Genomic DNA, 13,839 nt, shown 5'->3' with positions numbered 1-13,839 from the left:
CAAGCCATGCGCAAGGACAGGAAGCAGGAACCGGCCGTCGCCGAAGTCGCGGACACCGTTGCCGCCGGCGTGTCCGAGGGCAAGTCCAAGGGCAGGCTCTCGGCCAGGGAATACGAGAAGGCGCTGTACGACCTGCACGTGGAGCTGGTCAAGCTGCAGCGCTGGGTGCAGCACTCGGGCGCGCGCATCTGCGTCGTCTTCGAGGGCCGCGACGGCGCCGGCAAGGGCGGAACCATCAAGGCGCTGACCGAGCGCACCAGCCCGCGCGTGTTCCGCGTGATGGCGCTGCCCGCGCCGACCGAGCGCGAGAAGAGCCAGATGTACATGCAGCGCTACCTGCAGCTGATGCCCGCCGCCGGCGAAATCGTGATCTTCGACCGCAGCTGGTACAACCGCGCCGGCGTCGAGCGGGTGATGGGCTTCTGCAGCGAGAAGCAGGCCGCCAACTTCCTCAAGGTCGCCGCGCCACTGGCCGAGCGCGCCGTCGTGGAGTCGGGCGTGATCCTGCTGAAATACTGGCTGGAAGTGAGCGAGGAGGAGCAGACCCGCCGGCTGCAGGCGCGCATCGCCGACGGCCGCAAGACCTGGAAGCTCACGCCCATGGACCTCAAGTCGTACAGCCGCTGGTACGACTATTCGCGCGCCCGCGACGAGATGTTCAAGGCCACCGACACTTCGTACGCGCCGTGGCTGGTGGCCGATTCCAACGACAAGCGCCGCGCCCGCCTGAACATCATCACCGACCTGCTGGGCCGCATCCCCTACAAGGACCCGCCGCGCGAGAAGGTGGTGCTGCCCAAGCGGCAGAAGGCGGGGGACTACCGCGAGTCGGACCATCCCTTCCGCTACATCCAAGCCAAGTACTGAACACCGGAGGCGCACATGGGACGCTTGATGCTGGCCAACCTGGAACCGGGCACCACCGACGACGAGATCCGCGACTTTCTCGTCAAGTACGGCTTTCCGCCCTTCGACACCATCGAGCACGAGCCGGGCGACGGCACCCGGCCGGGTGCGCTGGTCACCTTCAGCGGCGTGGATGCGACCTCGCTGTTCACGCTGCAGCAACGCATCAACGACATGTTCTGGAAAAAACGGAAGTTGAGCGCGCGGATCTTGCAGGACCGGTTCGCCTGAGCGCCGGCGGCGGGGGCGCTACAGCGCGAGCCTGCAGATCCGCACCGACGCATCCCCGGGCACATACGCGACGCTGAAGCCGAGCTTGCGCGCCAGCGCCAGCATCGCCTTGTTTTCCGAGAGTACGTAGCCCTCCATCTCCTTGCAACCACGCTGCCGGGCCTCGTCGATCAGCACCCGCAGCAGCAGCGTGCCCAGGCCGGCGCCGCCGTAGGCCGCGGAGACGCTGGTGGCGAACTCGCAGCTCGCGCCCCCGGCGGCGTAGATCGCCATCGCGCTGCCCACCACGTCCAGCCCGTCGGCCGCGGGCACGGTGGCCACGATGCCGATGCCCGCTTGCGGAAAGGAGGCGAGCAGCGCGCGCAGCCGCTCGCGGTCGGGCTCGCGCACCACGTGCATCAGCCGCATGTAGCGCGCCTCGCTGCTCATGCGCGCAAAGGCCTGCAGCAGTTCTTCCTCGTCGCGGGCCTGCATCGCGCGCAGATGCACGACGCGGCCGTCGCGCAGGGTGGGGTCGAGTTCCTGCATGCCCGCATTGGTTCCGCTCGCGTCCGCGCTCCATAGTGGACCTTGGTCCAATGCGCCGCCTCCTTGCTGCACCGCAGAATGAATCGCGATCGAAGAGGAGTTCCGCAATGAAAACCGGGAGTCGCCTGGCGCGCAGCCAGGAGGTGGGTGACCAGGTCGCCCGGATGCTGGGCAAGCGCCTGGAAGTGGCCAACGACAAGTTCAGCGAGCGGGTCGGGGCGGCCTGCGCCAAGGCGGGCGCGGATTCGCCGGAAGCGCTGACGCATCCCGTCGACCCCATGGCCTGGGCCAACTACGTGGTGGACGCCGCCCAGCGTTCGGTGCTGTTCTGGGACACGCTGCGCCAGCGCGGCGACGACTTCCTGGAGAACACGGCGGCCGGCCTGAAGCCGGTGCTGCACTTCGACTACGAAACGGTGCTGGACGCGCGCGAGTTCGACAAGCCGGTCAACTACGCGCTGCTGCGCATCCTGCCGCCCGAGGGCGTGAAGATCGACGCGCGCAAGCGGCCCTACATCATCATCGACCCGCGCGCCGGCCACGGCCCGGGCATCGGCGGCTTCAAGGACGACTCGCAGGTGGGCGTGGCGCTGCGCGCCGGCCACCCGGTGTACTTCGTCATGTTCTTTCGCGACCCCGAGCCGGGCCAGACGCTGGTGGACGTCTGCGCGGCGGAGCAGAAGTTCGTGCGCAAGGTGCGCGAGCTGCATCCGCACAGCGAGAAGCCGGCGCTGGTGGGCAACTGCCAGGGCGGCTGGGCGGCGATGATGCTGGCCGCCTCGGACCCGCGCGACGCCGGTCCCATCGTGATCAACGGCGCGCCCATGTCCTACTGGGGCGGCGCGCTCAGCGAAGGCGAGGGCGACAACCCGATGCGCTATGCCGGCGGCATGCTGGGGGGGACCTGGCTGTCGTCGCTGATGGCCGACCTGGGCAACGGCAAGTTCGACGGCGCCCACCTGGTGCAGAACTTCGAGAACCTCAACCCGGCCAACAGCCTCTGGGACAAGTACTACCACCTGTTCGACCGGGCCGACACCGAGCCGCCGCGCTTCCTGGAGTTCGAGCGCTGGTGGGGCGGCTACTACCTGATGAACGCCGAGGAGATCGAGTGGATCACGCAGAACCTGTTCGTCGGCAACAAGCTGTGGGACCAGGGCGTGAAGGATGCGAGCGGCCAGGTCTATGACCTGAAGGCGATCCGCCAGCCGATCATCCTGTTCGCCTCCATGGGCGACAACATCACCCCGCCGCAGCAGGCCTTCAACTGGGTGGTCGACGTCTACGGCAGCACCGCGGAGATCAAGAAGCTGGGGCAGGTGATCGTGGGCCTGGTGCACGAGGACATCGGGCACCTGGGCATCTTCGTGTCGGGCCGCGTCGCCAAGAAGGAGCACGCGCAGATCGTCAATGTGCTGGAGACCATCGAGCGGCTGCCGCCCGGCCTGTACGGCATGGAGATCGCCGACACGCACGGCAAGGGCGACAAGCCGCAGTACCAGGTGACTTTCCAGGAATACGCGCTGGAAGACATCGCGCAGCGGCTGAACCGGCTGGGGCGCCAGGACGAGAAGCCCTTCGAGGCGGTCGCGCAGGTGTCGGACTTCCTGCAGCGCGGCTACGAGCTGTTCGCGCGGCCCATGGTGCAGGCGATGGCCACCGAGCAGTCCGCGGCCATGATGCGCGCCTTCCATCCGCTGCGCTTTCAGAACTGGGCGCTGTCGCACTTCAATCCCTTCATGGCGGCGCTGGAGCCGGTGGCGCAGCAGGTGCGCGCCAACCGCAAGCCGGTGGAGGAGGCGCAGCCCCTGCGCAAGCTGGAGCACGCGAACGCGGAGATCTACAGCGCGATGCTGGACCACTACCGCGGCGTGCGCGACGCCTTGACCGAAGCCGGCTTCTTCTCGACCTACGCCAACCTCGTGAAGCCCGGCAAGCCACAGGTGCACGGTGACGGCGGCAGCCTGCCGGCCACGGCGGCCGATGCCCGCGCCCTGCCGATCGTGCGCGACGCGCTGGCTTCCATGGACCACGGCGGCTACGTCGAAGCACTGGCGCGGGTCGCCTTCCTGCTGATGCGCCAGGGCGAGCCGCTGCCGCTGTCGCGCCTGGAGCTGAAGGACGACCTGGTGCCCGACTACGAGGACTACCTGCCCGGCATGTCGCCGCACGACTGGCGGCGCATCCGCGGGGAGCAGGAAATCATCGCCCGCTACGAACCGGAACAGGCGCTGGCCACCTTGCCGCTGCTGCTGGACGAAGGCAGCGACCGCGAGCGGCTGGTGGCGCTGCTGGACAAGCTGCTGGCGGACAAGCGCGTGCAGGCCACGCCGCCGAGCGCGCCGCAGGTGGCGATGCTGGCCCGCATCCGCAAGGTGCTGGCGGTGCCGCGTCCCAAGCCCGCGCGCAAGCGCACCGCCGCCAGGCGGCCCGCCGCGCGGCGCGCCTGAGGAGCACGCCATGCCCGAAAAGCACGAGAAGTACCGCCGCCTGATCGAGGCGTGCAAGCTGCTGCCGCCCACGCCGACGGCGGTGGCGCATCCCTGCGACGCCGCCTCGCTCGAAGGCGCGATGGAGGCGGCCCGCCTCGGCTTGATCGAGCCGCTGCTGGTCGGCCCGCGCGAGCGCATCCTGGCCGTGGCCAAGGCGGCCGGCATCAGCCTGGCGGAGGCGCCCATCATCGACACGCCGCACAGCGTGGCGTCGGCCGAAGCCGCGGTGCGGCTGGTGCGCGAGGGCAAGGCCGAAGCGTTGATGAAAGGCAGCCTGCACACCGACGAACTGATGGCCGCGGTGGTCAGGCGCGACACCGGGCTGCGCACGGCCCGGCGGGTGAGCCACTGCTTCGTGATGGACGTGCCCAACCATCCGGAGCCGCTGATCATCACCGACGCCGCCGTCAACATCGCGCCCACGCTGGAGGAGAAGGCCGACATCCTGCAGAACGCGATCGACCTGGCGCATGCCATGGGCATCGCCGAAGTGCGGGTGGCGATCCTGTCGGCGATGGAGACCGTCAATCCCAAGGTGCCGTCGACCGTCGAGGCCGCGGCGCTGTGCAAGATGGTGGACCGCCACCAGGTGACGGGCGCGCTGGTCGACGGCCCGCTGGCGCTGGACAACGCCATCGACCTCGAGGCCGCGCGGATCAAGAAGATCGACTCGCCGGTGGCCGGGCGCGCCAACGTGCTGATGGTGCCGGACCTCGAGGCCGGCAACATGCTGGCCAAGAGCCTGTCCTTCCTGGCCGGAGCCGATGCCGCCGGCATCGTGCTGGGCGCCAAGGTGCCCATCATCCTCACCAGCCGCGCCGACTCGGTGCTGACCCGGCTGGCCTCGTGCGCGGTGGCGGCCATGGTCGCCAAGGCGCGGCGCGAGTCCGCCAAGGCCGTGGGTTGAGCGCATGGCCCAGGCCATCCTCGTCCTCAACGCCGGCTCCTCCAGCCTGAAGTTCAGCACTTTCGACGCCGGCCGCCCGGGCCTGCCGCTGATGCTGAAGGGACAGGTGGAAGGCCTGTACGGCGCGGCGCGCTTCGCCGCGCGCGATGCCCAGGGCACCAACATCGGGGCGCGGGCCTGGGAGCCGGGCAGCGAGGTCGGGCACGCCGAAGCCATCGCCTACCTGGTCGACTTCCTGCAGGCACGGCGCGGCTCCGACCAGCTGGTGGCGGTCGGCCATCGCGTGGTGCACGGCGGCGTCGCTTATTCCGACGCGGTGCAGGTGACGCCGGAGGTGGTCGCGGCACTTGCCAAGCTCTCGCCGCTGGCGCCCCTGCACCAGCCGCACAACCTGAAGCCGATCGAGACCGTGGCGCGCGTGCGACCGCAGCTGCCGCAGGTGGCCTGCTTCGACACCGCGTTCCACCGCGTGCAGCCCGAGGTCGCGCAGGCCTATGCACTGCCGCCTGCCATCACCGATCTCGGCGTGCGGCGCTACGGCTTCCACGGGCTCTCGTACGAGTACATCGCCAGCGTGCTGCCGAAGATCGATGCCGCAGCCGGCGCGGGCCGCACGGTGGTGGCGCACCTGGGCAACGGCAGCAGCATGTGCGCCATGGTCGGCGGCCGCAGCCGGGCGAGCACCATGGGCTTCACCGCCGTCGACGGGCTGCCCATGGGCACGCGCTGCGGCAGCCTCGACCCGGGCGTGGTGCTCTACCTGCTGGACGAACTGCACATGGCGCCGCGCGCGATCGAGGAACTGGTCTACAAGCGCTCGGGCCTGCTGGGCGTGTCGGGCATCTCCAGCGACATGCGCACGCTGCTGGCCAGCGAGGACAAGCGCGCGCGTTTCGCGATCGCGCTCTACACCTATCGCCTCGCGCGCGAGCTCGGTTCGCTCGCCGCCGCGGCGGGCGGGCTGGACGCTCTGGTGTTCACCGGTGGCATCGGCGAGCACGCGGCGCCCATCCGCGAGGCGCTGTGCCGCGACGCGGCCTGGCTCGGGGTGGAGCTGGACGCCGAGGCCAATCTCGCGGGCGGCCCCCGGATCAGCACGGCGGCCAGCAAGGTTGCCGTCTGGGTCGTCCCCACCGACGAGGAAACGATGATCGCGCGCCACACGGCGCGGGTCGCAGGAGTCGCGCCATGAACCCGAATCCGCTGCTGAAAGGCAAGAAGGTGCTGGTCTGCGGCATCGCCAACGAGCACTCCATCGCCTACGGCTGCGCCAAGGCCTTCCGCGAACTCGGCGCCGATCTCGCCATCACCTACCTGAACGAGAAGTCGCGGACCTACGTGGAGCCGCTGGCGCGCGCGCTGGAGGCGCCGCTGCTGCTGCCGTTGGACGTGGCGCAGCCGGGCCAGCTGGAAGCCGTGTTCGAGCGCATCGCCGCTGAATGGGGCCGGCTCGATTCGCTGGTGCACTCGATCGCCTGGGCACCCAAGGACGACCTGCAAGGCGGCTTGCTGGATTGCTCGGCCGACGGCTTCGCCAAGGCCATGGACGTTTCCTGCCATTCCTTCATCCGCATGGCGCACCTGGCCGCGCCGCTGATGAAGGAGGGCGGCACGCTGTTCGCCATGAGCTACTACGGCGCCAACAAGGTGGTGTCCAACTACAACCTGATGGGGCCGGTGAAGGCGGCGCTGGAGGCGTCGGCACGCTACCTGGCTTTCGAGCTGGGGCCGCGCGGCATCCGCGTGCATCCCATCTCGCCCGGCCCGCTGAAGACGCGCGCGGCCTCGGGGCTCAAGGACTTCGACCTGCTGCTGGCGGAGGCCGCGCAGCGCGCGCCGCTGGGCGAGCTGGTCGACATCATGGACGTGGGCTTCACCTGCGCCTTTCTGGCCACGCCTTACGCGCGGCGGCTGTCGGGGGAAACCATCTACGTCGACGGCGGCGTGCACATCATGGGCTGACCTGTGCGATCCTCGGGCCCATGGCCGAGGTTCGACACATCTTTCCGATCTGGCCCGCCCTGCGCGCGCGGCCCCGCCTGCTCGGCTCGATCGCCTTCGGCGCGGCGGTCTACCTCGCCGGCCGCGTCTTCGGCCTGCCGGCTACCGCCACCAGCGCGCTGGTCGCCTGGAACGCCGGCGCGCTGCTGTACCTGGTGCTGGCCTCGCGTGCGATGTGGGGCACCCATGTGGAGACCATCCGCCAGCGCGCCCCCGCCCAGGACGACGGCAAGTTCGCGATCCTGGCGCTGGTGGTGATCGCGGCCGGCGCCATCCTGCTGGCGGTGGGCACGCAGCTGGCATTGGCGCGCGAGCTGCACGGCGCGCAGCGCGCCTGGCACGTGCTGCTGGCGGTGGTGACGGTGCTGACGTCCTGGCTGTTCACGCAGGTGCTGTTCGCCTTCCACTACGCGCACGATTTCTACCTGGCGCGCCTGGGCGGCGTGCCCGACCCGCTGGAGTTCCCCGGCACCCCGGACCCCACCTACGGCGACTTCTTCCACTTCTCCTGCGTGATCGGCACCTCCGGCCAGACCGCCGACATCTCCTTCATGGGCTCGGCGATGCGGCCGGTGGGCACGGTGCACTGCATCGTCGCCTTCTTCTTCAACGCCAGCCTGATCGCGCTGTCGATCAACGTGGTGGCCGCCTCGCTCCTGTAAAGCAGCCAGCGTAGGACCGAACCGTCCCACGCGTGCTGTTCCGTCCCGCTTGTGGCCGCGTCGCCCGGCCTTAGCCTCGCTGCATGGCACTCAGCACCCGTCAGACCATCGTGTTCGTTGCCGGCCTCGCCATTGGCGTCGCCGCTGCCTGGGCCGTTTTCGGACGCTCCGGCGGCTCAGCCGATGCGGTTGCCGACAGGAAGGCGCCGACGGCCAACGCGAAAAGCGCGGGGGTCGCCCCGGTTTCGGTGGCCGTGGGCGCCTGCGATTTCAAGCCGGTCGTGTCCACGGCCGCCAGCGACGACGGCCGCGTGCAGCTGCAGGCGTCCTTGTCCGGCCGCGGCCCGAAGGAGATCGAGAGCTGGCTGCTGGAAGGCAAGGAAGCGGTCGCCGCCGGCCGCCAGCGCGATGCCGAAGCGGATTTCCTGATGGCCTGCCGGGCCGCCGAGGAGCTGGGCGATTCCGGTGTGTTGCCGCAGGCCGAAGCGATGTACCACCTCGGCCGCCACTACGCAGGCCTGGCCGGGGCCGCCCCCGCGGGCGGCAGCGCCGAGCTGTGGCAGCGCGCACAAGGGCTGTTCGCCGCCAGCCTGAAGGCCTTCGATGCGCGCTACGGGCAGGACAGCGACAAGACGCGCTTCGCGGCCAAGGGGCTCGCGGAAGTGCAGGCGCATGCGGCCGGTGGGGCGCCGGCCGTGGCGGCGGCGCCGGCGAAGAAGGCGGCGGAGGCCAAGGTGCTTGCCAAGGCCACACCCGCGCCGACGCCGGCGAAGGTCGAGGTCGCCAGGACCGAGCCCGCCAAGCCAGAGCCGCCCAAGGTCGAACCCGTCCCGCAGGTCGTCAAGGCCGAGCCCGCCCGGCCGGTCGCCGTAGCGAAGCCCGCCCCCGAACCCAAGCCGGTGGCGGCGCCCAAGCCGGCGCCGGAGCCGAAGGTCGCAGTGGCGACCAAGCCGGTGGCCGAGCCGAAACCCGTGGCCGAAGCGAAGCCGGCGCCGCAGCCGCAGCCGCAAGTCGCCGTCGCCCGGCCGGCGCCGCCCCGGCCCCGCCCGGTCGAGCGCGCAGAGCCGCCCAGGCGCGAGCCGGCCGAAACGATCATCGTCGAGCCGCCCGCCAGTGCGTCCGGCAGCGCGACCAGCACCGCCGAAGGCTCGGCGCAGCAGTAGCCTGCGCCATCGAGGTGACGTGCGTCCTTGACGCGCGCCGCCCGCGGTTCACAATGCCGCCTTCGAGGAGGTGGCTATGCTCGGCATGACCCCCGGTCAGGCGGCCGACCTGCATCGCAGGCAGGCCGAACACATGCGCGACGACGCGGCGCGCTATCTCAGTGAACACTATCCGCGCGAGCTGCTGCCGCCGGAATTCGACTGGGCGCTGCTGGTGACCGCGGCGACGCGCCTGGCCAATCGCAAGGGCCTGCACTCGGAGCTGGCCGTGGTCACGCTGTGCGAGCTCGCGCTGGTGCACGGCTTCGGCTTCCACGGCACGCCCTGGGCCGTCGAACTGCTGGACATCTCGGACGCGAACGAGGCCGAAAAGGTGGCGCAGCTGCGCGAGCACCTGGTCCCTATTCGTACTTCACCTGGCAGCGCTCGCAGTAGAAGCTTCGACGCTGGGTACGTCCCAGGTGCCCCTTGCTGAAGGGGATGTTGCAGCGCGGGCAGGTGCGCTTCGTGTGCGCCAGCCAGTGCTTCTTCAGCACGTACTGCTTCTTCCACTCGTAGAACTCGTAGGCGTAGCGCTGGCACTCCAGCACCAGCTCGCGCAGTTTCGGCGCGGGCAGGGCGCCCATCGTCGACAGCGGATGCACGCGGATGCGGAACAGCACCTCGTTCTTGAAGATGTTGCCGCAGCCGGCAAAGATGTCCTGGTCGAGGATGGCGTCGCAGGCATGCATGTCCGGCGCGGAGCGCAGGCGCTGGCGTGCCAGCAGCGGGTCCCACAGCGGCGACATCACGTCCGCCCACCAGTCGAAGGCCAGGTCGAGCGGGATGTCGATGAAGCGCACCGAGCAGGCGTAGAAGTTCAGCTCGCGCTCGCCGAAGCCGAGCGACAGGCGCGGCTCGGCCCAGCTCTTGCGCTCGTCGATGCGGTAGCTGCCGAACAGCATGAAGTGCACGCGCATGCTGAAGTCGGGCATCTCCAGCAGGAACTGCTTGCCCCAGCTGCGGAAAGCCAGCACCGGCTGGTCCAGCAGCTTCTCCTTCTCGATCGTCGTATTGCCGGCCACGCGCGTGATGGTGCGGCCTTCGAAGGAGGCGGCTTCTTCCTTCAGGATGACGATCGAGGGACCTTCCGGCATGGTTCGTACTATGCTCGACCGATCCCCTCTCCATTCCCCGCTGTAACTCCATGCAAGAAAAGATCCAGCTCGGCCAGAGCGACCTGCGCGTCACGCCCATCTGCCTGGGCACCATGACCTTCGGCGAGCAGGTGAACGAAGCCGACTCGCACGCCATCCTCGACCGCGCCATCGCGCGCGGCATCAACTTCCTGGACACCGCGGAGATGTACTCGGTGCCGGCACGCAAGGAAACCTTCGGCGCCACCGAGACCATCATCGGCAACTGGCTGGCCGCGCGGCCCGGCATGCGGCAGAAGATCGTATTGGCCACGAAAGTCGCCGGTCCCTCGCGCGGCATGCCCTGGGTGCGGCAAGGCGACGGCATGACGGCCGACGACATCATTGCCTCGTGCGAAGGATCATTGCGCCGCCTGAAGACCGACGTGATCGACCTCTACCAGATCCACTGGCCCGAGCGCAACGTGCCGGCCTTCGGCGCGATGTACTACGACCCGAAGCTGGAGCGCACCAAGACCTCGATCCATGAGCAGCTGAAGGCCATGGACAAGCTCGTGACGCAGGGCAAGGTGCGCCACATCGGCCTGTCGAACGAGACGCCTTACGGGGTCCACGAGTTCGTGCGCGTCGCCGAGCAATACGACCTGCCGCGCATCGCCACCGTGCAGAACCCGTATTGCCTGATCAGCCGGGCGCTCGAAAACGGCCTGGACGAAACGATGCACCGGCTCGGCGTGTCGCAGATTCCGTATTCGCCGCTCGGCTTCGGCCTGCTCACCGGAAAGTACGACGCGGGCGGCACCGACGGGCCGGACGCGCCCAAGGGCGCGCGCATCGCGAGCTACGAGACGGTGCGCAAGCAGCGCTGGGGCCGCCCCGAGGCGCTGGCCGCCGCCCGCCGCTACAACGCACTGGCGCGCGCGCACGGCCTCACGCCCACGCGCATGGCGCTGGCCTGGTGCTACACCAACTGGCGCGTGGCCAGCACCATCATCGGCGTGACCTCGGTGGCGCAGCTCGACGAGGACCTGGACGCCTGGGGCACGACGCTGCCGCCGGAGCTGCTGGCGGAGATCGACAAGGTCCGGTGGGAGATGCGCGACCCGGCGGTCTGATTCCTTCCCGCTGGCACAATCCTGCCGCCATGGCACGCAAGGACCACGTCAGCGAAACGCCCGCCACCGCATTCCTCAAGGCGAACGGCGTCGCCTTCACCGAGCATCCATACGAATACCTCGAGCACGGCGGCGCGCAGCACAGCGCGCAGGTGCTCGGCTTCGACCCGTTCACGGTCGTCAAGACGCTGGTGATGGAAGACGAGAAGGCCCGGCCGCTGATCGTGCTGATGCACGGCAACCGCAAGGTGTCGACCAAGAACCTGGCGCGCCAGATCGGCGCCAAGTCGGTCGAGCCGTGCAAGCCGGAAGTGGCCAACCGCCACAGCGGCTACCTGGTGGGCGGCACTTCGCCTTTCGGCACGCGCAAGCCCATGCCGGTGTACGTGGAGGAAAGCATTCTTTCGCTTCCGCGCATCGTGCTCAATGGCGGCCGGCGCGGCTACCTGGTTGGAATCGAGCCGGGTGTTGTCGTGAAGCTGCTGGCTGCGAAGCCGGTGAACTGCGCGCTGGCAGAATAGCCGCCGATGCAAACGATCGCCCCGTTCCTCGCCGTCCTGGCCGCGTACCTGCTCGGCTCGCTGGCCTTTGCCGTCCTCGTGAGCAAGGTCATGGGCCTGTCGGACCCGCGCACCTTCGGCAGCAAGAACCCGGGCGCCACCAACGTGCTGCGTTCCGGCAGCAAGCCGGCGGCGATCATCACGCTGCTGCTCGATGCGTTGAAAGGCTTCGTGCCGGTGCTGCTGGTGCGGCTGTACGGCGAGCCCTATGGACTGGGCGACGCCACCGTGGCGATGGTGGGCCTCGCGGCCTTTCTCGGCCACCTGTACCCGGTGTTCTTCCGCTTCCAGGGCGGCAAGGGCGTGGCGACCTTCATCGGCGTGGTGTTCGGCATCCACTGGATCCTGGGCGTGGCCACCGGCCTCACGTGGCTGATCATCGCCTTCTTCTTCCGCTACTCCTCGCTGGCTTCGCTGGTCGCCGCGATCTTCGCGCCGGTGTACTACCTGCTCGGTGACCGGGTGGCCTGGTACGCGGAGAAGCCGATCGCGTTCGCGCTGTTCGCGATGGCGGCGCTGCTGGCCTGGCGGCACCGGGAGAACATCCAGCGCTTGCTGAAGGGCACCGAGTCGCGGCTGGGCTCGAAGAAGAAGGCCGCTCCGTAGAGCGGCTTGGTGGGGTCGCTGGCGCGAACCCACCCTACAAATCCCCAAAGTCTGTCCTCGTAGGGCGGGTTCGCGACAGCGACCCCGCCAGCACTCGCTTCGCCAAACCAAGGGTTTTCCCTAGTTTTTAGGAGATTTCTCCGCCGCTAAAGTCCGTCCTGTTCCACATATAGATCGTTGTTTCCCATACGAAACAACAAAGGACGAACCGAATGGCCCTCGCCGCCCCCGTTTCCACGCTGCTCGCAGGCCGCCGCATCCTCGTGACCGGCGCCGCGCGCGGCCTGGGGCTGTCCTTCGCGCAGGCGCTCTGCGCGCAAGGCGCGCGCGTGGTGCTGGCGGACCTGCGGGCCGAGCAGCTGAAGGCCAGTGTCGCCGGCCTGGTGGCGCAGGGCTTCGATGCCCACGGCGTGGTTGTGGACGTGGCCGACGCGGCTTCGATCACGGGCTGCGTGAAGCAAGCCGTCGAACACCTGGGCGGCCTCGACGGCCTGGTGAACAACGCCGCCATCACCGATTCCGGCGGCAGGACCGCCGACGAGCTCGAGATCGAGACCTGGGACCGCGTGATGGACGTCAACGTGCGCGGCACCTGGCTCGTCACGCGCGCCTGCCGCCCCGCGCTGCGAGAAAGCGGCCGCGGCGCCATCGTCAACCTCGCTTCCGACACCGCGCTGTGGGGCGCGCCGCGTTTGCTGGCCTACGTGGCGAGCAAGGGCGCCGTGATCGCCATGACGCGCTCGCTGGCGCGCGAGCTCGGCGCCGACAACATCACCGTCAACGCCATCGCCCCCGGCCTGGTCGACGTGGAAGCCACCCAGTACGTGCCCGAAGCGCGGCATCGCCAGTACGTGGAGCAGCGCGCGCTCTCGCGCAACCAGCTGCCTGACGACGTGACCGGCGCCGTGCTCTTCGCCCTGTCCGACCTCGCGCGCTTCGTCACCGGCCAGCTGCTGGCGGTGAACGGCGGCTTCGTCATGCATTGATCCCCAAGGAAGAAACCATGAGCAACGACAACACCAAGCGCAGCTGGGACCAGCCCGAGGGCGCCAGCTTCAAGGACTGGATGGAGAGCCGCGTCGCGCGCTTCTCGACCCGCAAGTACGACTTCGACGCGCTGAAGTTCCAGGCCGACTTCGACCCCAAGTACCGCCGCGGCCAGATGCGCTACATCGGCACCGGCGGCACCGGCGTGGCCAAGGACGTCAACACGATCCCGGCGGAGCACTTCACCTTCTCCACCATGGTCATCCCGGCCGGCCACGAGGGCCCGTCGCACCTGCACACCGACGTCGAGGAAGTGTTCTTCCTGATCCGCGGCAAGATGAAGGTGATCCTGGAGAAGGACGGCGAGCGCTACGAGACCATCCTCACCGACCGCGACGTGGTCTCGGTGCCGCCCGGCGTGTACCGCGAGGAGATCAACATCGGCGACGAGGACGCGCTGATGTGCGTGATGCTGGGCTCGCCGAAGCCGGTCACGCCGACCTACCCGCCCGAGCACCCGCTCGCCAAGATCAAGCGCTGAGCGG

16 protein-coding genes are annotated in these 13,839 nt (G+C 69.2%); 14 read left to right on the top strand and 2 right to left on the bottom strand.

Annotation, left to right across the window (positions count from 1 at the left end; all coding sequences use genetic code 11):
- The first annotated feature begins 6 nt into the window (after positions 1-6).
- Together ppk2 and LZ009_RS16065 are read left to right on the top strand one after the other, a co-directional pair.
- Positions 7-867: a polyphosphate kinase 2 gene (gene ppk2 / locus LZ009_RS16070; RefSeq protein ID WP_275698959.1), complete on the top strand. Its 861-nt coding sequence runs from the start codon at positions 7-9 to the stop codon at positions 865-867.
- 15 nt (positions 868-882) lie between these two features.
- Complete coding sequence (locus LZ009_RS16065; RefSeq protein ID WP_275698958.1) at positions 883-1,137, top strand: RNA-binding protein; 255 nt, start codon at positions 883-885, stop codon at positions 1,135-1,137.
- A gap of 18 nt (positions 1,138-1,155) precedes the next feature.
- On the opposite strand, the gene LZ009_RS16060 is transcribed toward LZ009_RS16065, so the two are convergent.
- On the bottom strand, positions 1,156-1,665 hold the full coding sequence (locus LZ009_RS16060) for a GNAT family N-acetyltransferase (protein WP_275698957.1): 510 nt from the start codon (positions 1,663-1,665) through the stop codon (positions 1,156-1,158).
- 107 nt (positions 1,666-1,772) lie between these two features.
- Between LZ009_RS16060 and LZ009_RS16055 the strand changes: the two genes are divergently transcribed.
- From LZ009_RS16055 to LZ009_RS16025, 7 genes are all read left to right on the top strand, one after another.
- On the top strand, positions 1,773-4,115 hold the full coding sequence (locus LZ009_RS16055) for a DUF3141 domain-containing protein (RefSeq protein WP_275698956.1): 2,343 nt from the start codon (positions 1,773-1,775) through the stop codon (positions 4,113-4,115).
- A 10-nt stretch (positions 4,116-4,125) separates the two neighbouring features.
- Positions 4,126-5,064 carry a phosphate acetyltransferase gene (locus tag LZ009_RS16050; RefSeq protein WP_275698955.1) on the top strand — a complete coding sequence of 313 codons (939 nt, stop codon included), beginning with the start codon at positions 4,126-4,128 and terminating at the stop codon, positions 5,062-5,064.
- 4 nt (positions 5,065-5,068) lie between these two features.
- Positions 5,069-6,256: an acetate/propionate family kinase gene (locus tag LZ009_RS16045; RefSeq protein WP_275698954.1), complete on the top strand. Its 1,188-nt coding sequence runs from the start codon at positions 5,069-5,071 to the stop codon at positions 6,254-6,256.
- Positions 6,253-7,026, top strand: a complete 774-nt coding sequence (gene fabI, locus LZ009_RS16040; RefSeq protein WP_275698953.1) for an enoyl-ACP reductase FabI — start codon at positions 6,253-6,255, stop codon at positions 7,024-7,026. Before LZ009_RS16045 ends, fabI begins: the two co-directional genes overlap by 4 nt.
- A gap of 20 nt (positions 7,027-7,046) precedes the next feature.
- Positions 7,047-7,727, top strand: coding sequence for a DUF1345 domain-containing protein (locus LZ009_RS16035; RefSeq protein ID WP_275698952.1), 681 nt, complete (start codon positions 7,047-7,049; stop codon positions 7,725-7,727).
- A gap of 83 nt (positions 7,728-7,810) precedes the next feature.
- Positions 7,811-8,890, top strand: coding sequence for a hypothetical protein (locus LZ009_RS16030; RefSeq protein WP_275698951.1), 1,080 nt, complete (start codon positions 7,811-7,813; stop codon positions 8,888-8,890).
- Between the two features lie 76 nt (positions 8,891-8,966).
- Entirely contained in the window at positions 8,967-9,365 is a 399-nt protein-coding gene (locus LZ009_RS16025) for a hypothetical protein (protein ID WP_275698950.1), read from the top strand.
- Here LZ009_RS16025 and LZ009_RS16020 read toward each other — a convergent pair.
- Positions 9,292-10,026, bottom strand: coding sequence for a DNA-formamidopyrimidine glycosylase family protein (locus tag LZ009_RS16020; RefSeq protein ID WP_275698949.1), 735 nt, complete (start codon positions 10,024-10,026; stop codon positions 9,292-9,294). The genes LZ009_RS16025 and LZ009_RS16020 overlap by 74 nt on opposite strands.
- A gap of 50 nt (positions 10,027-10,076) precedes the next feature.
- Between LZ009_RS16020 and LZ009_RS16015 the strand changes: the two genes are divergently transcribed.
- The 5 genes from LZ009_RS16015 to LZ009_RS15995 all read left to right on the top strand — a co-directional run bounded on the left by LZ009_RS16015 (position 10,077) and on the right by LZ009_RS15995 (position 13,835).
- Positions 10,077-11,141 carry an aldo/keto reductase gene (locus tag LZ009_RS16015; RefSeq protein ID WP_275698948.1) on the top strand — a complete coding sequence of 355 codons (1,065 nt, stop codon included), beginning with the start codon at positions 10,077-10,079 and terminating at the stop codon, positions 11,139-11,141.
- Between the two features lie 29 nt (positions 11,142-11,170).
- The gene (locus tag LZ009_RS16010) at positions 11,171-11,662 is read left to right on the top strand and encodes an aminoacyl-tRNA deacylase (RefSeq protein WP_275698947.1); all 492 of its coding nucleotides are present in this window, start codon (positions 11,171-11,173) and stop codon (positions 11,660-11,662) included.
- Positions 11,663-11,668: 6 nt separating this feature from the next.
- Positions 11,669-12,307 carry a glycerol-3-phosphate 1-O-acyltransferase PlsY gene (gene plsY / locus LZ009_RS16005; protein ID WP_275698946.1) on the top strand — a complete coding sequence of 213 codons (639 nt, stop codon included), beginning with the start codon at positions 11,669-11,671 and terminating at the stop codon, positions 12,305-12,307.
- 212 nt (positions 12,308-12,519) lie between these two features.
- Positions 12,520-13,293, top strand: coding sequence for an SDR family oxidoreductase (locus tag LZ009_RS16000; RefSeq protein ID WP_275698945.1), 774 nt, complete (start codon positions 12,520-12,522; stop codon positions 13,291-13,293).
- Between the two features lie 17 nt (positions 13,294-13,310).
- On the top strand, positions 13,311-13,835 hold the full coding sequence (locus tag LZ009_RS15995; protein WP_275698944.1) for a cupin domain-containing protein: 525 nt from the start codon (positions 13,311-13,313) through the stop codon (positions 13,833-13,835).
- The last annotated feature ends 4 nt before the right edge of the window (positions 13,836-13,839 follow it).

This window comes from Ramlibacter paludis (assembly GCF_022012305.1).
Taxonomy (GTDB): domain Bacteria; phylum Pseudomonadota; class Gammaproteobacteria; order Burkholderiales; family Burkholderiaceae_C; genus Ramlibacter; species Ramlibacter paludis.
Note: the sequence above shows the minus strand (reverse complement) of the source record. Positions and strands in the feature narration are given on the sequence as shown.